Annotated in this window: 29 protein-coding genes; 19 read left to right on the forward strand and 10 right to left on the reverse strand. The window is 30.4% G+C overall.

Annotated features, from left to right (window positions below; translation table 11 throughout):
* The first annotated feature begins 4 nt into the window (after positions 1 to 4).
* The 4 genes from rseP (at position 5) to DT059_RS05465 (ending at position 4,514) form a co-directional block, all read left to right on the forward strand.
* Positions 5 to 1,117: an RIP metalloprotease RseP gene (rseP, locus tag DT059_RS05450; RefSeq protein WP_145597433.1), complete on the forward strand. Its 1,113-nt coding sequence runs from the start codon at positions 5 to 7 to the stop codon at positions 1,115 to 1,117.
* 157 nt (positions 1,118 to 1,274) lie between these two features.
* Positions 1,275 to 1,550, forward strand: coding sequence for an HU family DNA-binding protein (locus tag DT059_RS05455; RefSeq protein ID WP_023853992.1), 276 nt, complete (start codon positions 1,275 to 1,277; stop codon positions 1,548 to 1,550).
* Positions 1,551 to 1,695: 145 nt separating this feature from the next.
* Positions 1,696 to 2,997: an ammonium transporter gene (locus tag DT059_RS05460; protein ID WP_145597435.1), complete on the forward strand. Its 1,302-nt coding sequence runs from the start codon at positions 1,696 to 1,698 to the stop codon at positions 2,995 to 2,997.
* Positions 2,998 to 3,221: 224 nt separating this feature from the next.
* Positions 3,222 to 4,514 carry an ammonium transporter gene (locus DT059_RS05465; protein WP_145597437.1) on the forward strand — a complete coding sequence of 431 codons (1,293 nt, stop codon included), beginning with the start codon at positions 3,222 to 3,224 and terminating at the stop codon, positions 4,512 to 4,514.
* A gap of 49 nt (positions 4,515 to 4,563) precedes the next feature.
* Here DT059_RS05465 and bcp read toward each other — a convergent pair whose 3' ends face one another.
* Both bcp and DT059_RS05475 read right to left on the reverse strand, forming a co-directional pair.
* On the reverse strand, positions 4,564 to 5,034 hold the full coding sequence (bcp, locus tag DT059_RS05470) for a thioredoxin-dependent thiol peroxidase (RefSeq protein WP_145597438.1): 471 nt from the start codon (positions 5,032 to 5,034) through the stop codon (positions 4,564 to 4,566).
* Positions 5,027 to 6,004: a glycosyltransferase family 2 protein gene (locus tag DT059_RS05475; RefSeq protein WP_145597440.1), complete on the reverse strand. Its 978-nt coding sequence runs from the start codon at positions 6,002 to 6,004 to the stop codon at positions 5,027 to 5,029. The genes bcp and DT059_RS05475 overlap by 8 nt, the downstream gene beginning before the upstream one ends.
* A 25-nt stretch (positions 6,005 to 6,029) precedes the next feature.
* On the opposite strand from DT059_RS05475, the gene DT059_RS05480 reads away from it, so the two are divergent.
* The gene (locus DT059_RS05480) at positions 6,030 to 6,413 is read left to right on the forward strand and encodes a rhodanese-like domain-containing protein (protein WP_145597441.1); all 384 of its coding nucleotides are present in this window, start codon (positions 6,030 to 6,032) and stop codon (positions 6,411 to 6,413) included.
* On the opposite strand, the gene DT059_RS05485 is transcribed toward DT059_RS05480, so the two are convergent.
* Together DT059_RS05485 and DT059_RS05490 are read right to left on the reverse strand one after the other, a co-directional pair.
* Positions 6,410 to 6,988 (reverse strand): 2-hydroxychromene-2-carboxylate isomerase, encoded by a 579-nt coding sequence (locus tag DT059_RS05485; RefSeq protein ID WP_145597444.1) that lies wholly within the window; start codon positions 6,986 to 6,988, stop codon positions 6,410 to 6,412. The genes DT059_RS05480 and DT059_RS05485 overlap by 4 nt on opposite strands.
* Complete coding sequence (locus tag DT059_RS05490; RefSeq protein WP_075484617.1) at positions 6,981 to 7,454, reverse strand: ABA4-like family protein; 474 nt, start codon at positions 7,452 to 7,454, stop codon at positions 6,981 to 6,983. The genes DT059_RS05485 and DT059_RS05490 overlap by 8 nt, the downstream gene beginning before the upstream one ends.
* A gap of 26 nt (positions 7,455 to 7,480) precedes the next feature.
* Between DT059_RS05490 and DT059_RS05495 the strand changes: the two genes are divergently transcribed.
* Positions 7,481 to 8,044, forward strand: a complete 564-nt coding sequence (locus DT059_RS05495) for a regulatory protein RecX (RefSeq protein WP_075504786.1) — start codon at positions 7,481 to 7,483, stop codon at positions 8,042 to 8,044.
* Here DT059_RS05495 and DT059_RS07310 read toward each other — a convergent pair.
* Genes DT059_RS07310 through DT059_RS05505 form a run of 3 tightly spaced genes read right to left on the reverse strand, consistent with a single transcriptional unit; the run spans position 8,036 to position 9,116 of the window.
* A complete protein-coding gene (locus DT059_RS07310; RefSeq protein WP_168189261.1) occupies positions 8,036 to 8,179 on the reverse strand; it encodes a hypothetical protein in 144 nt (47 codons plus the stop codon). The genes DT059_RS05495 and DT059_RS07310 overlap by 9 nt on opposite strands.
* Positions 8,179 to 8,949, reverse strand: a complete 771-nt coding sequence (locus tag DT059_RS05500) for a 3'(2'),5'-bisphosphate nucleotidase CysQ family protein (protein WP_145597446.1) — start codon at positions 8,947 to 8,949, stop codon at positions 8,179 to 8,181. Before DT059_RS05500 ends, DT059_RS07310 begins: the two co-directional genes overlap by 1 nt.
* A complete protein-coding gene (locus DT059_RS05505) occupies positions 8,946 to 9,116 on the reverse strand; it encodes a DUF3553 domain-containing protein (RefSeq protein WP_075484623.1) in 171 nt (56 codons plus the stop codon). Before DT059_RS05505 ends, DT059_RS05500 begins: the two co-directional genes overlap by 4 nt.
* Positions 9,117 to 9,157: 41 nt before the next feature.
* On the opposite strand from DT059_RS05505, the gene mnmA reads away from it, so the two are divergent.
* The 13 genes from mnmA (at position 9,158) to DT059_RS05565 (ending at position 20,635) form a co-directional block, all read left to right on the forward strand.
* Positions 9,158 to 10,276, forward strand: coding sequence for a tRNA 2-thiouridine(34) synthase MnmA (gene mnmA / locus DT059_RS05510; protein ID WP_145597448.1), 1,119 nt, complete (start codon positions 9,158 to 9,160; stop codon positions 10,274 to 10,276).
* A 164-nt stretch (positions 10,277 to 10,440) separates the two neighbouring features.
* Positions 10,441 to 11,616: a trans-sulfuration enzyme family protein gene (locus DT059_RS05515; protein WP_075504790.1), complete on the forward strand. Its 1,176-nt coding sequence runs from the start codon at positions 10,441 to 10,443 to the stop codon at positions 11,614 to 11,616.
* Entirely contained in the window at positions 11,613 to 12,833 is a 1,221-nt protein-coding gene (locus DT059_RS05520; RefSeq protein WP_145597450.1) for an MFS transporter, read from the forward strand. The genes DT059_RS05515 and DT059_RS05520 overlap by 4 nt, the downstream gene beginning before the upstream one ends.
* Entirely contained in the window at positions 12,811 to 14,025 is a 1,215-nt protein-coding gene (locus DT059_RS05525; RefSeq protein WP_145597452.1) for a chorismate-binding protein, read from the forward strand. The genes DT059_RS05520 and DT059_RS05525 overlap by 23 nt, the downstream gene beginning before the upstream one ends.
* Positions 14,022 to 14,579 carry an aminodeoxychorismate/anthranilate synthase component II gene (locus DT059_RS05530; RefSeq protein ID WP_075504793.1) on the forward strand — a complete coding sequence of 186 codons (558 nt, stop codon included), beginning with the start codon at positions 14,022 to 14,024 and terminating at the stop codon, positions 14,577 to 14,579. Before DT059_RS05525 ends, DT059_RS05530 begins: the two co-directional genes overlap by 4 nt.
* Entirely contained in the window at positions 14,542 to 15,285 is a 744-nt protein-coding gene (locus DT059_RS05535) for an aminotransferase class IV (RefSeq protein ID WP_145597454.1), read from the forward strand. The genes DT059_RS05530 and DT059_RS05535 overlap by 38 nt, the downstream gene beginning before the upstream one ends.
* A 2-nt stretch (positions 15,286 to 15,287) precedes the next feature.
* A complete protein-coding gene (locus DT059_RS05540) occupies positions 15,288 to 15,686 on the forward strand; it encodes an HIT family protein (RefSeq protein ID WP_075504795.1) in 399 nt (132 codons plus the stop codon).
* A gap of 105 nt (positions 15,687 to 15,791) precedes the next feature.
* Complete coding sequence (locus DT059_RS05545) at positions 15,792 to 16,592, forward strand: adenylyl-sulfate reductase (protein ID WP_075536161.1); 801 nt, start codon at positions 15,792 to 15,794, stop codon at positions 16,590 to 16,592.
* Positions 16,593 to 16,625: 33 nt separating this feature from the next.
* Positions 16,626 to 17,096: an adenylyl-sulfate reductase subunit beta gene (aprB, locus tag DT059_RS05550; RefSeq protein ID WP_023853969.1), complete on the forward strand. Its 471-nt coding sequence runs from the start codon at positions 16,626 to 16,628 to the stop codon at positions 17,094 to 17,096.
* Complete coding sequence (gene aprA / locus DT059_RS05555) at positions 17,096 to 18,955, forward strand: adenylyl-sulfate reductase subunit alpha (protein WP_075504797.1); 1,860 nt, start codon at positions 17,096 to 17,098, stop codon at positions 18,953 to 18,955. Before aprB ends, aprA begins: the two co-directional genes overlap by 1 nt.
* Before the next feature lie 21 nt (positions 18,956 to 18,976).
* Positions 18,977 to 19,327 carry a hypothetical protein gene (locus DT059_RS05560; RefSeq protein WP_145597456.1) on the forward strand — a complete coding sequence of 117 codons (351 nt, stop codon included), beginning with the start codon at positions 18,977 to 18,979 and terminating at the stop codon, positions 19,325 to 19,327.
* 28 nt (positions 19,328 to 19,355) lie between these two features.
* On the forward strand, positions 19,356 to 19,526 hold the full coding sequence (locus DT059_RS07315) for a hypothetical protein (protein WP_168189246.1): 171 nt from the start codon (positions 19,356 to 19,358) through the stop codon (positions 19,524 to 19,526).
* Between the two features lie 29 nt (positions 19,527 to 19,555).
* Positions 19,556 to 20,635: a sulfite exporter TauE/SafE family protein gene (locus tag DT059_RS05565; protein ID WP_145597458.1), complete on the forward strand. Its 1,080-nt coding sequence runs from the start codon at positions 19,556 to 19,558 to the stop codon at positions 20,633 to 20,635.
* On the opposite strand, the gene DT059_RS05570 is transcribed toward DT059_RS05565, so the two are convergent.
* Genes DT059_RS05570 through DT059_RS05580 form a run of 3 tightly spaced genes read right to left on the reverse strand, consistent with a single transcriptional unit; the run spans position 20,632 to position 23,171 of the window.
* On the reverse strand, positions 20,632 to 21,699 hold the full coding sequence (locus DT059_RS05570; RefSeq protein ID WP_145597460.1) for a YeiH family protein: 1,068 nt from the start codon (positions 21,697 to 21,699) through the stop codon (positions 20,632 to 20,634). The two genes, DT059_RS05565 and DT059_RS05570, sit on opposite strands and share 4 nt — an antisense overlap.
* A 16-nt stretch (positions 21,700 to 21,715) precedes the next feature.
* On the reverse strand, positions 21,716 to 22,882 hold the full coding sequence (locus tag DT059_RS05575; RefSeq protein ID WP_075485535.1) for a UxaA family hydrolase: 1,167 nt from the start codon (positions 22,880 to 22,882) through the stop codon (positions 21,716 to 21,718).
* Positions 22,883 to 22,886: 4 nt separating this feature from the next.
* Positions 22,887 to 23,171: a UxaA family hydrolase gene (locus tag DT059_RS05580; RefSeq protein ID WP_075504801.1), complete on the reverse strand. Its 285-nt coding sequence runs from the start codon at positions 23,169 to 23,171 to the stop codon at positions 22,887 to 22,889.
* Between the last annotated feature and the right edge of the window lie 99 nt (positions 23,172 to 23,270).

A 23,270-nucleotide genomic window follows, 5' to 3' on the forward strand; every position in this document is an offset into this window, starting at 1 on the left:
AAATATGCTTAGTTATATAATACCTTTTTTAATTTTAATTCTTGTAGTTGTATTTATTCATGAATATGGACATTATTATTTCGCAAGAAGATATGGTGTAGGTGTAACTGATTTTTCAATTGGGTTTGGTAAAGAATTATTTGGTTGGAACGATAAATTTGGAACAAGATGGAAAATTTGTGCAATTCCTTTAGGTGGATATGTAAAATTTTTTGGAGATAGAAATGTTTATTCACAAGCTGACCACCAAGAAATTTTAGATAAATATAACGAAGAAGAACGAGAAAAATTATTTATTTTAAAACCTTTATACCAGAGAGTTTTAATTGTATTTGGTGGTCCTTTAGCTAATTTTTTACTAGCTTTATTAATTTTTTTTTCAATTTATACCTTTGTGGGTAAAGATTTTACTCCTGCAGTCATAAACGAAGTTCAAAAAGATAGTCCAGCAATGGCAGGAGGTCTAAAAGCAGAGGATATAATTTTAGAAATAGACGGTAATGAAGTGAAAAGCATTATGGAGGTTTCTAAATTTATCACCATGTCTACTGGTGATTTTATAGACTTTAAAGTTAAGCGTTCTTATGATGAATTAATATTAAAAGTTAAACCCAATATAGTTGAAGGTGATGATGGATTGGGTAATAAAATAAACAAAAGAATGGTTGGCATTAAGCTTGGTGCTTATAATAATAAAGTTAACCATGTTAAATTAGGACCTGCTCAAGCTTTATATCATGCAGGTTATGAAGTTTATTTTGTAAGCGTTTCCTCATTAAAATACATCGGAGGAATGATTTTAGGTAAAGCAGATACTTCTCAATTAGGAGGCCCAATTAGAATTGCTAAAATTTCTGGACAAGTTGCAACCTTTGGAGTGTTGGCTTTCATTAGTATGATGGCTTATATTTCAATAAGTTTAGGACTTATTAATCTATTTCCAATACCAATGTTAGATGGAGGACACTTAATGTTTTATGCATTTGAGAAAGTTTTAGGCCGACCTTTATCTCAAAAAACTCAAGAGGGTTTTTTTCGAATCGGATTGTTTTTGTTGCTATCATTAATGTTTTTCACCACATTTAATGATCTAAAAGACCTAGGTTTATTTAGATAATTCACATTCTAAAACGTTTAAAAAAGTCAATAAACTCAACATTTATTTAAGTTTTTACAAGATATTGTGTGTTTTAAAAAATTTAACACTAAAAAAAAGCTTGATTTATCAACGTTTATGACAAGTATAAATATTAACCAACAAAACCGGAGCTAAAATGAACAAAAAACAACTAATTGCTAAGCTTTCTGGCTCATTAAATTTGAGCAAAGCAGATGCTGAGCGAACTTTTGATACAATTACCAACACTATTTTAGATGCTCTAAAAGGTGATGATTCAGTAAAAATTGCTGGATTTGGTACGTACAAAGTTGCTAAGAGAAAAGCAAGAGTTGGAAGAAACCCTAGAACGGGTGAGCAGATTCAAATTGCTGCTTCTCAAAAGGTAAAATTCTTACCAGCTAAAGCTTTAAAAGAAGTATTCAACAGATAATATTTTTTTTTAACAGCCCTAACGTTTTCAAAACACGTTCAGGGCTGTTACTATATGCAAAAACTGCATACCCAATTTTCCTAATCAGCGTTAGTTTAAAAAATTAATAAAACTATAAGACACCACTTAAACAAGTGGAGGTCTAATGACTAAAATAATAAAAAAAATATCAGCACCGCTTCTTAGTTTAATATTTTTATTAAACATGAGTAGTGCAGGTATGGCAGAGACAACTGTCTCTGGAGAAGTTCAAGCGATATTTAACTCGCTTCTATTTTTAATTTGCGGTTTCCTTGTCATGTTCATGGCAGCGGGTTTTGCGATGCTAGAATCTGGTATGGTAACTTCAAAAAGTGTATCAGTAATTTGTGCTAAAAATATAGGTCTATATTCAATTGCCGGAATTATGTTTTGGCTTTTTGGTTATAATTTAGCTTATGGAATTCCTGAAGGAGGATACATTGGAACATTTACACCTTGGTCAGATGCAAGTGCAGTTGACACAGGTTATGCTGATGGATCAGACTGGTTCTTCCAAATGGTATTCTGTGCAACAACAGTTTCAATTTGTTCAGGTGCTATGGCTGAAAGAATTAAGTTATGGCCGTTTTTCTTATTTGCAGCTATTTTAGCTGGAGTAATTTATCCAATCGTTATGGGTTGGCAATGGGGTGGAGGCTGGTTAGCAGAACTAGGCTTCTCTGATTTTGCTGGTTCGACACTAGTACACTCAACAGGTGGTGCAGCTGCTTTGGCAGGTATCATGTTGTTAGGTGCTAGATATGGAAGATTTGATAGCAAAGGTGAGGCGAAAGCAATTAAACCTTTTGCTGCTTCTTCAATTCCATTAGTAACTGTTGGAGTATTTATATTATGGTTAGGTTGGTTTGGATTCAATGGTGGATCTCAACTAGCTATTGGAACATTTGATGATGCAGTTGCTGTATCAAGTATATTTATCAATACTAATCTTGCTGCTTGTGGTGGTGTTATGGCTGCTGCAATAATCACAAGATTAATGTTTGGTAAAACAGATGTAATTCAAATGTTAAACGGAGCAATTGGTGGTCTTGTAGCTGTTACAGCTGAACCATTAGCGCCAACACCTTTAGCAGCAATTTTCATTGGAGCTGTAGGTGGATTGATCGTAGTATTTGGAACTAAATTATTATTCAGTTTCAAACTTGACGATGTTGTAGGTGCAATTCCAGCTCACATGTTTGCTGGTATTTGGGGAACATTAGCAGTGCCATTAACAAACGCTGATGCAACGTTTAGTGCACAATTAATAGGTGTACTTTCAATTAACATTTTTGTGTTTGCTGTGTCTTACGTAATCTGGTCAATAATGAAAGCTACGTTTGGAATTAGACTAAGTAAAGAAGCTGAAACCAAAGGTACTGACGTTACAGAAACAGGAGTAATAGCATACGCAATACGTGACTAATTGCATGCAATATAGAGGCTCTTCGATCTCCATGTCGTTATCTCATTGAAGAGCCTCTAATAAAAAGAATTAACTAAAATCTCTCTCTCTAGTTAGTTAAGCAAAGGCCCCAGAAATGGGGCCTTTTATTTTACACATGCTTAAATAGCATAACTCTTTTGTCCTATGAGCAATTCATTATTTAAAAAACTTTTATAAAAGACCCTACTTAACAAGGAGAGATAATGACTAAATATTTAAAAACATTTATTATAGGTTTAATATCATTATTAAGCTTTTCTAACTTTGCTTCAGCAGAAACAACAATGTCAGCTGAAGGACAATATATTTTTAATTCACTTGGATTTTATTTAGGTGGTGTATTAGTGGCTTTTATGGCCGCAGGTTTCTGTATGCTTGAAAGCGGATTAGTAACAACAAAAAGTGTATCAACGATTGCAGCTAAAAATATTGGTAAATTTGCAATTTGTTCATTAATATTTTTTCTATGTGGCTATAATTTAGCTTACGGTATTCCAGAAGGTGGTTTTATAGGATCTTTCTCTATGTGGAGCGATTCTTCTGAACTAGCTACGGGTTATTCAGATTACTCAGATTGGTTCTTTCAAACTATGTTTGTTTGTGCAACTGCTTCTATTGTTTCTGGAGCTGTAGCTGAAAGGATTAAAATTTGGCCATTCTTTATTTTTGCAGCAATCATGGCTGGAATTATTTATCCAATTTCAATGGGTTGGCAGTGGGGTGGAGGATGGTTAGCAACTTCAGGCTTTTCTGACTTTGCCGGTTCAACTTTAGTTCATGCTTGTGGTGGTGCTGCTGCTTTAGCAGGAGTTATTGTATTAGGTGCAAGAGAAGGAAGATTTACTAAATCAGGAGAAACTAAATCTCTAGTACCATTTGCTGCATCATCAATTCCACTAGTAACGCTAGGAACATTTTTACTTTGGTTTGGCTGGTTTGGTTTTAATGGTTTCAGTCAATTAGCTATGGGAACTTTTGATGATGTTAATGCAATTAGTAAAATTGCAGTTAACACTCATTTAGCAGGTGCAGCTGGAACAGTTGCTGCTGCCGTGGTTACAAGATTACTTGGCGGAAAAACTGATATCGTTATGATGTTAAATGGTGCATTAGCTGGATTAGTAGCAATTACAGCTGAACCTTTAACTCCAAGTCCTGTATTAGCAATTGTAATTGGAGCTATTGGATCATTGATTATGTACTTTGGTACAAAATTTTTAGAAAGTAAAAAAATTGATGATGTAGTAGGTGCAATCCCTGTTCATATGTTTGCAGGAATATTTGGAACTTTAGTTGTTCCAATAAGCAATCCAGATACAAATTTTGGAACTCAGTTAACAGGTGTAATTGCAGTATGTTTGTTTAGCTTCATACTTTCTTACATTACTTTTAGAGCTCTTAAACAAACTATTGGTCTTAGAATTAGTGCTCAAGCTGAAAAACTTGGTACTGATGTTGCTGAAGTAGGTGTGAAAGCTTATGCAATAAGAGACTAAAATATCTCTCTATATATATTAAAGGCTCCTTAGAAATAAGGGGCCTTTTTTATTTTTTAACAATATTTTGAAGAGTTTCTAATACTTCTTTAGCGTGGTCTTTTACTTTAACATTGTTCCAAATTTTGATTATTCTACCTTTTTTATCGATTAAAAAAGTAGTTCTAACTATTCCCATAAACTCTCGTCCCATGAATTTTTTTTTAGCCCAAACTTTGTATTTTTTTAAAACTTTTATTTCTTCATCAGCCAATAAATCAAACTTGATTTTGTATTTATCTCTGAATTTATCATGACTTTTTAAATTATCTTTAGAAATACCCAAAATTTCACAATTTAATTTTTTAAATTTTGGAAGTAACTTATTAAAATCATTGGTTTCAATTGTACACCCTGGAGTATCATCTTTAGGGTAAAAATAAATAATTACATAATTTCCTATTGAGTCTTTTAGAGAGTATTCTTTTTTATTTGTAGATGGTAGTTTAAAAATTGGTGCTTTTGTATTTTCTTTAATCATTTATTTCGTTCTCCTCCCAAAGTTTTTTGTAATCAATTAACGGTGACAAGCCGTAACTTGAATTAATATTTGTTAGATGTAGTGATAAACTTTTTAATGGAGAAATACAGATTTCTTTTGAATATATTTCATTTAAATATTTTTCAAATGGATCGTGTCTATCTAGACAATTTTTATAAAAGTTATCCCAATATTTATCTAATAAGTTTTTAGTTGTCAGGAAGGTACATAGTGTTTTATCTACAGTTCTCCAATGACGTTTATTTCCAATCAAAACATTTGTTTTTTCATTATTCATGTAAAGATAAGGATAATCAGATGGACACATAAAAATATCCTTATTTATTTGGGATGCAATTCTTTCATAAGAAACCACCATTTCTTCCAACATTGGTTCAAAATGTAAATAATCATCCTCTATAAAGTAAATTAAATCTTCACCAGTATCTTTTCCAATTTCAAAACTTTGAAGTAAACTAGCAAGGTTTGCAAAAGTTTCTTTGTTTTTTTGTTCTGATATTTCCTTTTTATATTTTGAGTAATCTAAATTGATTATCTCTATATTATTTCCATCAATTATTTTTTTAATTATATTAAGGTTTTCAGTACTTGAATTATCATCAACAATTATTGTTTTAACATTTACAGTCGGGTGTTTATTTTTTAAAAAATTAATTGATCTAATAAGCGAATTTAATGATCTTTTAGTATATTCAATTTTTGGATACTCAAATAACCTTCTTCTATTTTGATCCCAAATCTCAATATCTGTATTCATTCTTAGAACAATTAGTAATGAGTTAACTTTTTTTGTAATTTTGACTTCACCCAAAGGTAAAACTATAGATTTTTCATTCAAAATCGATAGTTCTTCATTTAATTTCTTTCCTAATGTTGGGGACGAAAAATTATTTTGATCTAAAATTTCGTATCCTAAAAATTTACAGATTTTGATAAAAAATTTTTTCATAATGTGTTATAGGTTTTATAATATTATGGTCATTAAATCATTACAAACTCTAGTTGGTGAAACTTTAAAAGAGATTAAAACAATTAATGCAGATGAAGCTTATCAAATGTTCCATGATAAAAATTGTAATCTAATCGACATAAGAGAAAGTAATGAGTTAGAAAACACAGGTAGTGTTGAAGGTGCAAGTCATATTCCAAGAGGAATGCTTGAAGTATATTTAGATCCTAATAGCCCAGTATTTCAAAATGGACAAATAGACCAAAATAAAGAATTTGTTTTATTTTGTGCAGGAGGCGTAAGATCAGCTTTAGCTGTAAAGTCTTTAAAAGATATGGGGTATCAAAAAGTATCACACATTGATGGTGGGTTTGGTTCTATAGCTAGTAGCAAATTTAAAATAATTTAATTAGCACTAAATTCTTCTAAAGCATATTCAAGTCTATCTTGTCCCCAAAAAATTTTATTATTTACTATAAAGGTAGGAGTTCCAAAAACTTCTTTTTGAAAAGCATCTGTAGTTAATTTAATTAATTTATCTTTAACTGATTGTTCTTTTATAGATTGAAAAAATTCTTCACTATCAATATTTAAATCTCTTATTAATTTAGAAATATTCTCAACATTTGATAAGTCATAATTATCTTTCCAATAAGCATCAAAAAAACAATTCAAGTAATCGTTTTGCTTATCCTTACTAACACTAATATATCCTCTCATAATATTTAAAGAATTTATTGGAAAATTAGAATTCCATTTGAATTCAATACTATTTTTCTCGGACACTAGGTTGCAATCATTTATATTGTTCCTCAATTTATATTTATTAAATGCAGGAGAATCAATTCCAGCTAGTTTATGAAGACCACCTAAATAAATTGGTTTGTAATTAAATACGATATTTTTATGTTTAAGAATTTTTTTGTGTGCGATGTATGCATATGGGCTAATTATATCGAAATAAAAATCTATATGATTACTCATATAAACTAATTCTTTTTGCGTAAAAGATTCTAATTATCCAATATAAAAATAAACCTATAGGTCCAATTAAATAAGTCACAATTAATGGCACAGCCATCAAAACTTTATTTATAGAAAACTTTTGAGAATCTTTAACAATCCAGCCACCAATAAATAAGTTTATTGCTATGAAATGAGTCCAAAATATCATTATGTATAAATGGTCTTCAAACAATCTAGATAATTCACTAAGACCAAGATAAAGAGAGAAATTTCCATCAAAATCATAACCAATTAAATAAGATTTATATAAAATGAAGATATACACACCACTTAATATGAAAAATGGAAAAATTGATGTTACAAAAATTCTACTTAAATGTGATTGAGGAAACACTATTAAGATAAACCAAAAAGGTAGAACTCCAAGGTTGATCCACATATAAAGGGTCTCAATTGTGAAATAAGTATAAATTTGTTCAATCATTTAGATATATTATATTAAATCTAACAATGATTCCTATAAGAAATAGAAAAAAAACACTTCAAGTAACTGTTGATGAGATGCGTAATTTCGCCTTTGCTTATGTTGAAAAGTATGCCCCTTCAAAACAACAACTTAAAACTTATTTATTAAAAAAATACATGAAACTATCAGCGTCTGATGTAAGAAAAAAAGATGTAAATAAACTGATTGATATTGTTTTGTCGGATTTAGAAAAAAACAGATTTATAAATGATCAATTTTATTCTGAAAGCAAAGCCAAAAGCATGATCCAAAGAGGAAACTCAATTAATAAGATTAGAAATTATTTAATTGGAAAAGGAATTAATGAAACATTTATTAAGGATACAGTTGAAAAAATAAAAGAAGATAATTCTGATCAAGATTTTTTTTCAGCAATAAAATTATGTAAAAAGAAAAGAATTGGTCCAGCTAGAGCAGAGGATAATAGAACTTTATTTTATAAAAAAGATATATCGTTACTTGCAAGAAATGGATTTGATTTTGAAACATCAAAAAAAGTAATGGATATAGAAAAAGATGAATATCTAAAAATAATAAATCTACTTTAACTTTTTATCTTTTTCTTCTTTTACAAGCTGATTTATTTTATTTCTTATATAATTTTTTACGAAAACGAACACCAATAATCCAAAAATTGAAACAGATACAATAATTATTAGTATTATTCTTAATTGTTCATCCATTATAAAATATTTTTATTTTTCAAAATTATACTTGGATTTTTTAAATCTTTTTTACCGTACAAAATTTCATTTCCTTCAAAATCAGTTACAGATCCACCCGCATGTTCTAAAATTGCATGACCAGCTGCTATATCCCATTCATATGCTCTAGGTTCAGCAACATAACCATCATATTCACCAGCAGCAACGACACAGAATTTCAAAGAACTTTTCATTCTAGTATTTTCTTTTACTCCCAAATCATCATAAATTTTTTGAATTTCAGGCTTTATTTTAGTTGAGTATGAAATAAATTTTAAATTTTCTTTTTTCTTAGCAGGTAAATTGCTTAAGTTTGTTTTTTTACCGTTGCTCAACTCAAAAGCATTACCTTTTTCATATGAATAAAACATTCTTTTTTTTGCAGGAGCATTTATTAATCCTGCAACAGGCTTGTTGTTTATGATTAAACCAGCGTTAATGGTAAATTCTTTTAAATTATTAATATAATCATAAGTTCCATCAATAGGGTCAACAAGCCAGAAATCTTTTAAATTTAGGTTATCTTTATTATCAGAGGTCTCCTCTGAAATGATAGGTAAATTAGGAGTAACCTCAGAAATTTTTTTTGATATAAATTTGTTTACTTCCAAATCACCATTACTTACTGGTGTATTGTCTGATTTTATTTTTTTTACCAAACCTTTTTCTCTTAATTGAATAGCTAAATCTCCAGCCTCTAAAAAATTATCAATTAAATTTTCAACAATTTCTTTTAAGTTTAACTTCATTTTCCAAGTTTTTTTAACTCAACATTTTTTGCGTTTATTACTTTTTTTCCAGCATTTTCAAAATTAACTGTCACTTTATCGTTAATTATAGATTGCACTTGCCCAATTCCCCATTCTTTTTTTTGAGGATTAGTGACTTTGTCACCTGGTTCATAATCTAAAATCATTTAATTTAACTTATATTGTAAATAAGTATAAATACCACCTTATGAATAAAGATTTAAATTCTATTGGTTTAGATAAAAAACCTTCAGATACTACCGTAGTTGTTGCAATGTCGGGTGGAGTAGATTCTTCCACTGTAGCAGGCATTATGAAAAAGGAAGGATATAATGTAATTGGAATAACTTTAAAACTTTATGACGATGGTAAAGAAGTAGCAGCATCAAAACAATGTTGTTCAGGTCAAGATATAATGGACGCCAAACGTGTTGCACACAAATTAGGTATAGAGCATAAAATTTTATATTACCAAGATAAGTTTAAACAAGGTGTTATAGATAATTTTGTTGAGAGTTATTTAAAGGGCGAAACTCCAATTCCATGTGTTCAGTGTAATCAAACTGTTAAATTTAAAGATTTATTTGAAGTTTCAAAAGAACTAAAAGCTGATGCTTTAGTTACTGGTCATTATGTTAAAAGTATTACCGAAAATAAAACTACCAACATGTATAGAGCCATAGATGAAAACAGAGATCAAAGTTATTTTTTATTTAATACAACAAGAGAACAACTAGATTATTTAAGATTTCCATTAGGTGGAATGTTAAAAGACAAAACCAGAGAAATTGCAAAAAATTTAGACTTAAATGTTGCTGACAAACCTGATAGTCAAGACATCTGTTTTGTTCCGAATGGCGATTATGCTTCAGTAATACAAAAGTTTAGACCAGACTCTTTTCATAAAGGAAATATAAAAAATTTAGATGGTGAGGTAATTGGTGTTCATGATGGAATTATAAATTTTACAATTGGACAACGTAAAGGCATTAAAGTTTCAGATAAAGAAGCCCTTTACGTGTTAAAGATAAATTCTGATAAAAATGAAATAATAGTTGGTCCTAAAGAAAAACTTGGAAAAAAAACAATTTCTTTAAAGAAAATAAATTTACTAACTAACAAAGAGGATTTAGATCAAAATTTATTTGTTAAAGTTAGATCTACCGGAAGTCTTTTAGAGGCAAAAGTTGATTTAATAGATAATAATAATGCAAAAGTTAATTTAGCAATTCCTGAAGATGGTATTTCACCTGGTCAGGCATGTGTTTTTTATCGTAAAGACCAGTTTGGTCACAAAGTACTTGGTGGTGGTTGGATTAAAGAATAGCAGAAGAATTATTTCTTCTTATTTTTTCTTTTAGCTCTTCTTTTTTTAGACCCTTGTTTTCTTCGGCCTCTATGTTTCTTTGGGTAACTCATTTAGTCCTATTTTAATTTTATTGACGTTTTTCAAGGGATATAGCATTGTCTTAATAACATATCAAATTTATTATGGTTAATTCTTTCAAAACTTTCCTGAAACATACAGCTAAGGATTTTCACAATCAGTCAGTAAATCCTCCAGTAGTTAGAGCTTCTACAATTATCTTTAAGTCAATGAAAGATATTAGAAAAACTCAAGCTAAGGCAATTAAAAATCCAACGGGAGGACACTATGATTATGGAAGACAAGGCACATCAACAACTTATATATTACAAAAAATTTTAACTAAGCTTGAAGAAAGTTATCATGTTTTTACTACACCAACAGGTTTTGGTGCAGTTTTTTTAGCTATATTCAGTGTGACTAGACCAGGTGACGAAATTATTGCTGCAGATCCTGTTTATAGTCCAACAAGATTATTAACTGAAAATTTTTTAAAAGAATTTAATATCAAAACGTCTTTTTATAATCCACATGATTTAAAAACATTAGAAAAAAGTATTACAAAAAAAACAAAGTTAATTTTTGTTGAGAATCCAGGTAGTAACTCTTTTGATTTTCAAGATATTGGAAAAATTCTATCAATTGCAAAAAAACACAAAGTTTTAACAGCAATAGACAACACTTGGGGAACACCTTACTTCTTAAAACCTATTAAATTGGGCTTTGATATGTCTATCGTATCTGCAACAAAATATTACTCAGGTCATTCGGATGTAATGGGTGGTTCATTAGCTGTTAATAAAAAAGTATTTCCAAAAGTTAAAGCTGCTGAGAGGATTACAGGTTTAAGATTAGGACCTGATGATGCCTATTTAATTACAAGAGGTTTAAGGACTTTAGATGTTAGATTAGATAGACACAGAGAAAATGCAAAAAAAGTTGCTGAGTTTTTATCTAAATTCAAAAATATAAAACTACTATATCCATATAAAAAAGATTCCTACAATTTTAGAATGTGGAAAAAATATTACTCAGGAGCATCTGGGCTAATGGGTTTAAAGATAAAATGCAAAAATATTAATTCTGTAAGAAAATTTGTTAATTCATTAAAATTATTTGGGTACGGTTACAGTTGGGGAGGTTTTGAAAGTTTAGCTTTACATCAAGAATATAGAGAGACAGGTAATAGAAAATTTTTAAAATTAGCAAAAGATGAGCATCTTGTGAGATTACATATTGGCTTAGAAGATCCCAAAGACCTAATAGCTGATTTAAAAAAGGCTCTAAAGTTTATTAAATGAGCTCAGAAAATTTTACCATAAGCAAGAAAGCGTTAATTACATTAATTGCTGCATCTATAGTTGTAATTATTTCTTTAGGAATAAGACAGACGTTTGGATTATTTTATTTTGATTTTAATGCTGACTTAGATATTTCCATTTCTCATTTTGGATTTGTTATGGGATTACAGTTATTACTCTGGGGAGTATTTAGTCCTTTGTTTGGTGTAATTACTGACAAGTATGGAGGAGCAGTTGCAATATTTATTGGTTTTGTTTTTTATTTGATAGGGGTTTTATTTTTTTATTCTGGATTTAATAGTGGAGGCTATTTCACTTTAACCATAGGAGTAATGATAGGAATTGGCTTAGGTTCTACTGCAATAGGTATCCCGGTATCAGTTGTAGCCAAACATTTTCCAGCATCAAACAGAACTATTGCTACAGGAATTGTTACATGCGCAGGATCTTTTGGATATTTTGTTTCACCTTTACTTGTAAGATATTCTTTAGTTGAAACAGGTTGGGAAAATACACTTTTGTATTTTTGTCTTCTTTTAGGAGTTGGATTGGTGGTATCACTATTTGTCAGTACTCCAAAAATACCTGTAGGAGTTAATCAAGACAATAACCAAACAGCAAGGGAAGCGCTAAAAGAAGCATTTGCAAATAAAAGTTTTATTTATCTTACTTTGGGTTTTTTTGTTTGTGGTTGGCATATTGCTCTAGTAGCAACACACATTCCAACTTATATGGCAGATAAAGGTTTGCCTGATTGGACACCTGCAATGGTTTTAGCTTTGATTGGCGTATTTAATATGGCAGGTACTATTACAAGCGGTTATTTAGCAACAAGGTATAGTAAGAAAAAAATTTTAAGTGCTATTTATCTTTTAAGAGGAGTTTCCATAATTTATTTTATTTTCTTACCACCAAGTATTTTTAACTCTGTAGTTTTTGGAGTTACTTTTGGTTTTTTATGGCTATCCACAGTTCCTCCAACAAATGGAATAGTTGCCCATATATTTGGCACAAAATACGTTGGACTTTTATATGGAATAGTATTTGTGAGTCATCAAATAGGATCTTTCTTGGGTGCGTATCTTGGTGGTGTATTTTATGAATTAAATGGAAATTTTGATTATGCATGGTACGGATCTATCGCATTATCAATTTTTGCAGGTTTGATACATTTACCTATAGTAGAGAAAGCAATTGAAAGAACTCAACCAGCATAAATTTAAATTTAACCCATATTTAGAGGATCTGTATCAATCAGATAAGCCTTTAATAATTTACAAAGTAGATGATGGGTATAATATTTATACAGATTTTTCAAAAAAGATCATTTTAACAAAAAAAAATATACATAAATTTCTTAATTCGTTAGAGAAAAAAAAATATAAAAAAGAAACAGATTTATATCTTGGATTTTTTGGTTATGAAATTTTATGTAATTTGATTGGTATTAATTTAAAAAATAAAAAGAGGATAAACTTTTATAAAGGAATTTTTTATAAACCTGAGACTATAATTAAAATTAGAAAAGATATTAAAGTTATATCTAATATAAAAAAGCATACATTCAATTATCAATTCAACAAAACTCAAATACTTAGTCCTTTCAAGGTAAATATTTCTTATACAAAATATAAAAAAATATTTGAATTATTTTCAAAAAAAATAAGAGAAGGCGAGACTTATCAAATTAAAATTTGTACAAAATATAAGAATGAATCATTAATTAATCCTATTAATTTTTTTTGGAAATTAATGCGTGTTAACTCATCTCCTGAGTCATTTATGATAAAAGATAAGGATTACTCTATAGTAAGTTGCTCTCCTGAAACATTAATTGATAAGAAAAAAAATAAAATTATAACAAAACCAATAGCGGGCACATTTAAGAAAAAAATACTATCCAATAAAAATATAGCTCTAAAATATTTTAAAAATAACGAAAAAGAAACTAAAGAACACAACATGATAGTTGATATGGAAAGAAGCGATTTATCCAAAATTTGTAAACCCGGAAGTGTCAAAATACTCAAAAAAAAATATGTAGAGGAATACAAGCACCTTTTTCATTATGTGACTTCAATTGGTGGAATATTAAAAAAAAATACAAAATTGATTGATATCATTAAGGCAATGATGCCGGGAGGATCCGTAATTGGCTGTCCCAAGATAAGAACATTAGAACTTTTAAACAATCAAGAAAAAGAAAGTAGAAATATTTTTACAGGAAGTTTTGGACTTATTAAATTTAATCAAGATATGAAGTTTAATATTATAATTAGATCTATATTAAATTATAAAAATCAATCAGAGATCTCTGCTGCGTCTGGAGTAGTATTAGATAGTTCCCCTAAGAAAGAATTTAATGAAAATTATATTAAAGCAAAATCTTTATTGGAGTTATTTAAATGATTTACATTATAGATCATCAAGATTCTTTTACTTGGAATGTTGTTCATCAATTTGCAAAATTTGATAAAGTTTTTTGTTCAAATTATTATGAGTTAAATAACAAATTACTTGATAAAAGTGATGTGATCGTTTTATCACCAGGACCTGGATCACCAAAGGATTATCCTACTACTTCAAATATTTATAAAAAATACAAAGGAAGGAAAAAAATTATTGGCATTTGTCTTGGTTATCAAATGATTTTACATAATGAAGGAGGCAAAATAATACAGCAAAAAAAAATTTATCATGGTTTTCAATCCAAAATAAAAACAAATAATCAAAGTAAAATTTTTAAAAACAATCAACAGTTTAAAGTTGGAAGATATCATTCATTAAAATTAATGGAGCCATTTAAATCGAATTCAATTAAAATAACTATGAGATGTAGTAAAACAAAAATACCTATGGGCCTTGAGGACAATCAAAATAAAATATATGGGTTTCAATTTCATCCAGAATCTTTTTTAACAGAAAATGGCAACACTATTATTAAAAAAATCTTATCAGCTTAGCAATCTTAAAGAAGTTACTTTCAAGGATCTTTGGGGATCTAGAGGTGTATTCACCACAATGCGAATGGTTGGAAAACCTCTTAAGCTAATACTTTTAAAACCGCATTTAGAGAACTTAATAAAATCTACAAAAAAATATGGAATAAGAAAAAAAAATTTAAAAAACATAATTAAATATTTAATTAACAAAAACACTATATACAAAGGTCCTGATAATTTATTTCGTATAGCGTTAAATAAAAAACTGATATCAGTCTCAATTAGAAAAAGACCAAAACCAAAAAGTAATTTTAATCTCTTATTGTTTAAATATAAACGTGTAGAACCAAATTACAAAAATCTCTATTATAAAAAAATATTAGCAAAATTAAGCAAAGTTGATTCAACTAAATTTGATATTGCTCTAGTCGCAAATGATAAAATTTTAGAAACTGGTACTTCAAATTTAGTTTTTGTGAAAAATGGAAAGATTTTTTCACCTAAAAAAAATTGTTATTTTGGAAATACAATTAAATTTATAAGTAAGAAAATTAAAATTAATTTTAAAGATATTTCCATTAAATCAATTAATGATTATGATGAAATAATACTTATCGGATCTGGCAAAGGAGTAACATCAGTTTCAAAAATAAATGACCTTAAATGGAGGAGAAGAAAGAGTAATTGCTTCAATAAATTAAATAAAATATATAATTCTCTTTTTTAAATATGAAAGATCCAAACAACCCTTGTATATTTTGCAAAATCAGAAAAGAAGAGCTCCAGTTTGAAAACCAATTAGCTTATTCATCTAAGGATAGCTATCCTGTCTCAGAACTTCATAGTCTTATAGTTCCTAAAAGACATGTAGAGACATATTTTGATCTTACCAAAGAGGAAATTCAGGCATGCAATGAGTTAATTTTAAAAACTAAAGAAAGAATTTTAAAACAAGATTCTAGTGTTAAAGGTTTTAATCTAGGTACAAATGCAGGAAAATCTGCAGGCCAATCAATTATGCATTGCCATATTCATTTAATTCCAAGAAGAGAAGGGGATGTAGACAATCCTCAGGGTGGTGTTAGGTCAGTGATTCCCAATAAACAACACTACAAACGTAAACCCTGAGTTGTTATTAAAGACAAATTGACCAATACTTTTGGTTGAACTCTATAAATATCTAGAATAGAAAACCTTAAATTAATTCAATTTTATTTTACAAGGATATTCAAAATGTTTGCAACAAATCCTTTTTCAATTTTAGCCGAGACAGTTCCATCTGTAGTTATGCAAGGTTTTGTGGTGTTAATGATTTTATTGATTGTTGCAGGTACTCTTTTAGACATAATTCATAAAAAGAATGTTAAGTATTTTTTTGAAAATGCTAAAAAAGCAAAAAAAAATGCAACTAAAGAATTAACAACTGGTGAAAGAATAGCTGTTGTTTCAAAAACAATTGCATACGACATTGGTACAACATCAGAACTAGGTGCTGGTAAAAGAAGAGTAGCACACCTTCTAGGAATGTATGGAACTATATTGTTTTGGATTGGGTCTGTTGTGATGATATTTTGTTATTCATCAGCAAATGCGGAAACGCCAACTATTTGGCCAATGATCTGGCATGTAGGTGCTTTAATGACTATCTTAGGTGGTTCGTGGTTTTGGTTCTTCTTAAGGGTTGATGTTTATTCTGAAGCTCAACCTTGGTACAGAATTATTAAAGCAGATTTATTTGTATTAGCTCTGATTGCAACTTCCTTAACTGGATTTATTTGGTCATATCTTCAAAGTTTAAATTTAGAGGGAAGATGGGATGCAAATTTATTTTTAGTATTATTTATAGTTTCAAACCTAGTTTTATTCGGAGGAGTTTATTGGTCTAAGTTTGCACATATGTTTTACAAACCTGGTGCAGCAATACAAAAAAATTTAGCAGAAGCAGATGGTTCTAGAGATAATTTACCTCCACCTGCAGATGCACCTGAACAATTTGGTTTAGGTATTAAAAGAGAACAACCTAAACATTATTAATTATGATAAAATTAAAAAAGGAGAGAGAATAATATGTCAACATTTGTTTATATGACAAGATGTGATGGCTGTGGTCATTGCGTAGATATTTGCCCATCAGATATAATGCACATTGATGAAAATATTAGACGTGCAAAAAATATTGAACCTAACTTTTGTTGGGAATGTTATTCTTGTGTCAAAGCTTGTCCTAACCACGCTATTGATGTTAGAGGATATGCAGATTTTGCTCCAATGGGACATAGCGTTAGAGTAAGAAGGGAAGAAGAAAAAGGAACAATCTCTTGGAAAATTAAATTTAGAAATGGAACTGAAAAAAACTTTGTATCTCCAATCACAACTAAGCCTTGGGGAAAATTTATTCCTAAATTAGCTGATGGGGACAAACCTAATCAAGGTGAGATAAATTCACAAAGATTATACACTGAACCAGAAGGGCTAAATATAGATGGAGAGCTTCCAACTGTACCCAAAGAGTCGTTCAAAAAAGGAGTTTACTATTAATGGCTAGTCATAAAACACATTACGAAGATTGCGATATATTAGTTGTAGGTGGAGGAATGGCTGGAACTGGTGCTACTTTTGAAGCAAGACACTGGGGTAGAGACATGAAAATTGTTTGTGTTGAAAAAGCTAACATTGATAGAAGTGGAGCTGTTGCTCAAGGACTTTATGCAATTAACTGCTACATGGGAATGCAATGGGGTGAAAACCAACCAGAGGATCACGTTAGATATGCAAGAAATGATTTGATGGGAATGGTAAGAGAGGATTTAGGTTATGACATGGCTCGTCATGTAGACTCTACAGTTCACATGTTTGATGAATGGGGTCTGCCTATGATGAAGAATGAAGAAACTGGAAGATACTTAAGAGAAGGTAAATGGCAGATTATGATCCATGGTGAAAGTTACAAACCTATTGTTGCTGAGGCAGCAAAAAAATCTGCAGATAAAATTTATAACAGAATAATGATTACTCATCTTTTAATGGACGAGTCTCAAGATAACAGAATTGGCGGAGCAGTTGGCTTTAATATGAGAACTGGTGATTTCCACGTATTTAGAGCAAAAGCAGTAATTGTTGCTGCTGGTGGAGCTTCACACATCTTTAAACCAAGAGCGGTTGGAGAAGGAATGGGAAGAACTTGGTATGCACCATGGAGTAATGGATCTGCATATGCATTACCTATTGCAGCAGGTGCGAAGATGACTCAAATGGAAAACAGAATTGTATTATGTAGATTTAAAGACGGTTATGGTCCAGTTGGAGCGTATTTCCTTCATTTAAAAACATACACACAAAATGCTAATGGTGAAAATTATGAGAAAAAATGGTATGACCAAACTAAAGAGTTAGTTGGAGAATATATTGATCATCATCCAACTCCAACTTGCTTGAGAAACCATGCTTTTATTCAAGAGGTAGCTGCAGGCGGTGGACCAATCCACATGGTAACTACTGAAGCTTTTCAAGACCCGCATTTAGAAACAGTGGGTTGGGAAAATTTCTTAGGAATGACTGTTGGGCAAGCTGTTGTTTGGGCATCTCAAAACATTGATCCAAAATATACAAATCCCGAATTAACTACATCTGAACCTTATGTAATGGGTTCTCATGCTACTTGTTCTGGTGCATGGGTAAGTGGCCCTGAGGATTTATCACCTCCAGAATATTTCTGGGGTTATAACAGAATGTTAACTATTGATGGTTTATTTGGTGCAGGAGATACAGTTGGTGGAAGCGCCCATAAGTTTTCATCTGGATCTTTTACAGAAGGAAGATTAGCTGCAAAAGCTGCTGTTAAATACATTGAAGATAAAAAAGCTGAAGGTGTAAAAGTTTCAGATAAACAGTGTGAGGATTTCAAGACTGCAGTTTATAAACCACTAGAAAACTACACAGTTGCTAGAAATGAGATAACTGGTGGAACAGTTTCTCCTAGCTATATATCTCCAATTCAAGGTCTTCAAAGATTACAGAAAATCATGGATGAATATGTTGGTGGAATTACCTCAAATTACATGACCAATGGTAATATGCTTAAAAGAGGACTTGAGTTGTTAGATTGGCTACAGGAAGACTTAGAGCACGTTGGAGCTGAAGATTATCACCAACTTATGAGAGCTTGGGAGTTAAAACATAGAGCTTTGACTTCTCAGTGTGTAACAGAACATACTTTATTTAGAGAAGAGACTAGATGGCCAGGGTACTATTATAGAGGCGATCATATGAAACTTGATGATGAAAATTGGCATTGTTTAACAGTTTCTAGAAGAGATCCTAAAACTGGTAAATTTAGTATGGAGAAAGTTCCTGTCTACCATATAGTGGATGAGAACGAGAAGAAAAAAGCTTCGTAGTAAATAATTTAATTAAATCAAATGGATATTTTATCTAAATCAGATGATGAAATATATGAATTGGCCAAACCTATTTGGGATAATTTAGTTAAATCATCTAATCTTAAAGATTATGGCGGGTTTACTAGAGATTTCTCTACTCAAATGCTTTTTGGCGCTAACGAAGTGGAACTAGGTAAACAGTGGGCTAATAACAAGCTAATCACCAATCTTAAAGAGACTTTTGAACCTTTCGGTTGCCTTAGAAGAGGAGATCACATAACCGTGTTGATCAAGCAAACAAATAAAGAGATCCCAGGAGAGTTTCTTGGGAGGTTGGTCCTAGGGGTCGAGGACGACACGGTTAAGGTTTTTGGAGCAACGATCTATTAAAAAAAAATTACCTACCTTAAATAATTGTTTGACAAATTTCGTTGTGGGTGTAATGACGGATTTAATGTTACTTTCTAACGTAAAAATTATTAATAAACTCTCAAATTTTAAAACTATATTTATTAAAGCAGGAATTATAGCAAGCTTAACAGCTTACTGGGGAGTGATTTTAGTTGGAACTTTTATCACTTTTAACTAAGTTGTTTTTTAACAACTTTTAAATTTTTTATGGAAGTATTTTTACCGATAGCTCAAGTTTTTGTTAACCCTATCGAAATACTTTTATTAAGCGCAATAGTAGGTGTGCTTTCAGGTTTATTTGGTGTTGGTGGTGGGTTTTTGATGACACCGTTTTTAATTTTTTTAGGAATACCTCCTGCATACGCTGTTGCTAATGAAGCAAATAATATTTTAGCTACTTCAGTTTCTGGATCTACCACGCATTATTTAAAAAATACTTTAGATTATAAAATGGGTTCAATGATTGTAATTGGAGGTGTAATTGGAACTTCTTTAGGAATTTACACTTTTACTTATTTTAAAGGTATTGGAAAAATTGATACAGTTATCTCTCTTGCCTACATGTATATCTTAGCAATAATCGGAACTTTAATGCTTGTTGAAAGTTTGGGTGAAATAGATAAAGCAAAAAGAAACGTCTTAGTTAAAAAAAAATTACATGTTCATTATTGGATACATGGTCTTCCATTAAGAATGAGATTTCCAAAATCAAAATTATATGAGAGTATTTTTACTCCAATTATAATTGGTCTATTAGTTGGATTTATTGCAGCTATTATGGGAATTGGAGGTGCATTTATTTTAGTTCCAGCAATGATTTATATAATTAAAATGCCTACTAAATTAGTTCCTGGCACATCTTTATTTGTAACAATTTTTGTAAGTGTGGTTGTTACTTTTCTTCATTCATTTAATTATGGATCTATAGATTTATTTTTAGTTACCATGTTAGTTGTGGGATCCATCATAGGAGTGCAGGTTGGACAAAAATTAGGAGAAAGAATTGATAGTTCTGGTTTAAGAGCTTTATTGGCAATTTTATTATTAATAGTGGGTATAGCGATAGCATACGATACTTTTTTCGCAGAAAAAGTTATTAATGGATCTGCTAAAGGAATTAGTTCAGATTTAAACTTCTTTTCTAAATTTATAATTGATTTTTCTAAAGAGATGCCTTTCTTTTATGGACTATTTACAATTATGTTTGCAATTATTCTAGGTGTAGGAGCAGCTTTTATAAGACGATTTATTTCAAACTTTAGAAAAAAATTATTAGCTAAATCTTAATTAAAATAATTTAGATATAATTCTATAGTCGTAATACTAACCAACCCAACAGTTGCCATCCCTATAAATCCAACAACAAATGGTTTGTAGCCCATATTTTTAAGTTCTTTTAAGTTTGTTGAAAGTCCTATTGCTGCCATCGCCATTGTTAAAAATATCTTCGAAGATAATTTAATACCTTCAATTGTAACCAACCATTTGTAATTATTTGAATACATTAGATCTCCTAAATTTCTAATTATTATCATGGCTACAAAACCCAATACAAAGTAAGGAAAAATATCTATTATTGAGTATTTTTTTTCTGTGGTTTTTCCTCGATTATAAAGAAACGCAAATAAAGGAATCATGATAATTAAAAAGGTATTCCTTATTAATTTTGTAACTGTTGCAATATTTAAAGTTTCGGGACTATTAAATTGCTGGTCATAAATTAATCCCGCAGCTGCAACTTGAGAGGTTTCATGGATAGAGGTTCCCAGAAATAATCCAACTAACAAAGGTTCACTTTCGAAATAAAAATTAGCAAAATATGGATAAATAAGCATAGAAAGTATTCCAAACAATGTAATATTAGCAATTGCATAGGATACTTCGTTTTTTTTTGCACCAATAACTGGAGCAGTAGCCATTATTGCAGTAGTACCACAAACAGTGCTGCCTATTGATATTAAGTAAGCCATTCTTGTTGGTATTTTTAATTTTTTAATAAGAAGTTTAATTACTATTAGTACACTAATTATACAGATTATAATTAATGGAATTGCTATTGCTCCAAATTCTAAAAATTCAAATGGTTTCAATTGAATACCTAAGCAAATAATTCCAAGTTTTAGAATATACTTTTGTGTAAAATCTAATCCTTTTAAAAAACTTTCTCTAATTTGAAAAACGTTTCCAAAAAACATCCCCAATAAAATAGCGATCATTGCAGTAGATATTGGGCTTTTTTCATAGCCTAATAACTCAATACCAAGAATATTATTGAAACCTTGAGATAAAGTGTAAAGAACGAATGCCAATATAATACCTGGTAATACAACCAGGTATCTCTTAAATTTCATGAAAGACTAAAGTTAATTAAGCACTTCTGTAAAGTTTAGTCATAACAAATTCTCTATGACCTAAAGCTTCAGCGCAAGTTAATCTACCGTTTGCAACTCTAAGTGTTGTTTTAATTAATTCATCACCTGCTTCAGACAAATTCATTTCTCTTGAAAGAATTTTTGAAACATCACAATCAATGTGCTCTCCCATACCTTTTACAGTTAATGGATTAGCTGTTAATTTAACAACAGGTTCAATTGGATTTCCAACGATATTTCCTTGTCCAGTTGGAAATAAATGAATATTAAAACCAGCAGCAGCTTGAAGAGTCACACATTCTGCAGCAGCAGATGATGTGTCCATAAAATATAAACCTTTTCCTTTAGTTGGTTCTTCAGCTGGTTCAAGAACATCAATAAATTTACAATTTCCAATTTTTTGAAAATTACCAAAAGCTTTTTCTTCAATTGTTGTAAGTCCCCCAGCAATATTTCCTGCTGTTGGTTGACTTTCAGAAAGATCATCTGTCGCCTCTTTTAAAATAAAATCATTATAAGAGCTCCAGGTTTTCATAAATTTTTCAGATGCTTCTTTAGTAGCTCCTCTAGTTGCACAAACTTGTTCTGCACCAGTTAATTCAGATGTTTCACCGAAACACAAATGAACACCTAATGGCTCAAGTTTATCCATTAAATTTCCAACAGTTGGGTTTGCAGCTAGTCCTGAAGTAGTATCAGATTCTCCACACTTAACTGAAATCCATAAATCACTTAAAGGACACTCTTCTCTTTGTTTTTCTGAAGCCCACATCACAAATTCTTGTGCTTTTTTTGATGCTTTCATTGTCGTACCAATGTCACCTGTACGCTCAATATGAAATCCTTCAACTGGTTTTCCAGTTTTAGCAATTCCATCTACAATTTTTTTTGTCCATTTCGGTTCAATACCAATCACAATTACTGCTGCAACGTTCGGATTACATCCAGTTCCTATCATTGTTCTAAAATGAAGTTCTAAATCTGCACCAAACTGAAGTCTTCCGTAAGAATGAGGAAGAGCGATTGTGCCTTTAATATTATTAGCAACTGCCTCTGCACATGCGTTCGAAATGTCATCAACTGGCAAAATAATTACATGATTTCTTGTTCCGGCTCTGCCGTTTTCTCTTTTATAACCTAAAAAGCTCTTTGGGATTTCCATACTATTACCACTTCTTTGTTTTTACATTGTGAACATGCACATGTTCACCTTTTTTGATTGATTTAACAACTTTACCAATATCGTGACCATACTTTAAAATAGTATCACCCTCTTTAAGGTCAACCATTGCAATTTTATGACCTAAAGGTATTTCATCTACGGATTGAATATTTGTTGAACTGTCATCTTCCATTATCCAGCAAGCACAGTCTTGTTTAGGAGTGATTTTTTCAATAACAACTACTCCCACGTTGTCTTTTTTATCATGTATGATTATATCTGTTGCCATATCGTGTCGATTTGTTTGTTTGAAATTTCTAAAATCTTATATATTAATCGCAAAAATTAACAAACGAATTTTATAAATAGTATATTACACTTTAGAGAG

This window comes from Candidatus Pelagibacter sp. FZCC0015 (assembly GCF_007833635.1).
In the GTDB taxonomy this organism is placed as follows: Bacteria; Pseudomonadota; Alphaproteobacteria; order Pelagibacterales; family Pelagibacteraceae; genus Pelagibacter.

Bases quoted from the DNA above. Each gene is read 5' to 3' on its own strand.
- rseP (WP_145597433.1), top strand. From the start codon at position 5: ATGCTTAGTTATATAATACCTTTTTTAATTTTAATTCTTGTAGTTGTA.
- DT059_RS05455 (WP_023853992.1), top strand. From the start codon at position 1,275: ATGAACAAAAAACAACTAATTGCTAAGCTTTCTGGCTCATTAAATTTG.
- DT059_RS05460 (WP_145597435.1), top strand. From the start codon at position 1,696: ATGACTAAAATAATAAAAAAAATATCAGCACCGCTTCTTAGTTTAATA.
- DT059_RS05465 (WP_145597437.1), top strand. From the start codon at position 3,222: ATGACTAAATATTTAAAAACATTTATTATAGGTTTAATATCATTATTA.
- bcp (WP_145597438.1), bottom strand. From the start codon at position 5,034: ATGATTAAAGAAAATACAAAAGCACCAATTTTTAAACTACCATCTACA.
- DT059_RS05475 (WP_145597440.1), bottom strand. From the start codon at position 6,004: ATGAAAAAATTTTTTATCAAAATCTGTAAATTTTTAGGATACGAAATT.
- DT059_RS05480 (WP_145597441.1), top strand. From the start codon at position 6,030: ATGGTCATTAAATCATTACAAACTCTAGTTGGTGAAACTTTAAAAGAG.
- DT059_RS05485 (WP_145597444.1), bottom strand. From the start codon at position 6,988: ATGAGTAATCATATAGATTTTTATTTCGATATAATTAGCCCATATGCA.
- DT059_RS05490 (WP_075484617.1), bottom strand. From the start codon at position 7,454: ATGATTGAACAAATTTATACTTATTTCACAATTGAGACCCTTTATATG.
- DT059_RS05495 (WP_075504786.1), top strand. From the start codon at position 7,481: ATGATTCCTATAAGAAATAGAAAAAAAACACTTCAAGTAACTGTTGAT.
- DT059_RS07310 (WP_168189261.1), bottom strand. From the start codon at position 8,179: ATGGATGAACAATTAAGAATAATACTAATAATTATTGTATCTGTTTCA.
- DT059_RS05500 (WP_145597446.1), bottom strand. From the start codon at position 8,949: ATGAAGTTAAACTTAAAAGAAATTGTTGAAAATTTAATTGATAATTTT.
- DT059_RS05505 (WP_075484623.1), bottom strand. From the start codon at position 9,116: ATGATTTTAGATTATGAACCAGGTGACAAAGTCACTAATCCTCAAAAA.
- mnmA (WP_145597448.1), top strand. From the start codon at position 9,158: ATGAATAAAGATTTAAATTCTATTGGTTTAGATAAAAAACCTTCAGAT.
- DT059_RS05515 (WP_075504790.1), top strand. From the start codon at position 10,441: ATGGTTAATTCTTTCAAAACTTTCCTGAAACATACAGCTAAGGATTTT.
- DT059_RS05520 (WP_145597450.1), top strand. From the start codon at position 11,613: ATGAGCTCAGAAAATTTTACCATAAGCAAGAAAGCGTTAATTACATTA.
- DT059_RS05530 (WP_075504793.1), top strand. From the start codon at position 14,022: ATGATTTACATTATAGATCATCAAGATTCTTTTACTTGGAATGTTGTT.
- DT059_RS05535 (WP_145597454.1), top strand. From the start codon at position 14,542: ATGGCAACACTATTATTAAAAAAATCTTATCAGCTTAGCAATCTTAAA.
- DT059_RS05540 (WP_075504795.1), top strand. From the start codon at position 15,288: ATGAAAGATCCAAACAACCCTTGTATATTTTGCAAAATCAGAAAAGAA.
- DT059_RS05545 (WP_075536161.1), top strand. From the start codon at position 15,792: ATGTTTGCAACAAATCCTTTTTCAATTTTAGCCGAGACAGTTCCATCT.
- aprB (WP_023853969.1), top strand. From the start codon at position 16,626: ATGTCAACATTTGTTTATATGACAAGATGTGATGGCTGTGGTCATTGC.
- aprA (WP_075504797.1), top strand. From the start codon at position 17,096: ATGGCTAGTCATAAAACACATTACGAAGATTGCGATATATTAGTTGTA.
- DT059_RS05560 (WP_145597456.1), top strand. From the start codon at position 18,977: ATGGATATTTTATCTAAATCAGATGATGAAATATATGAATTGGCCAAA.
- DT059_RS05565 (WP_145597458.1), top strand. From the start codon at position 19,556: ATGGAAGTATTTTTACCGATAGCTCAAGTTTTTGTTAACCCTATCGAA.
- DT059_RS05570 (WP_145597460.1), bottom strand. From the start codon at position 21,699: ATGAAATTTAAGAGATACCTGGTTGTATTACCAGGTATTATATTGGCA.
- DT059_RS05575 (WP_075485535.1), bottom strand. From the start codon at position 22,882: ATGGAAATCCCAAAGAGCTTTTTAGGTTATAAAAGAGAAAACGGCAGA.
- DT059_RS05580 (WP_075504801.1), bottom strand. From the start codon at position 23,171: ATGGCAACAGATATAATCATACATGATAAAAAAGACAACGTGGGAGTA.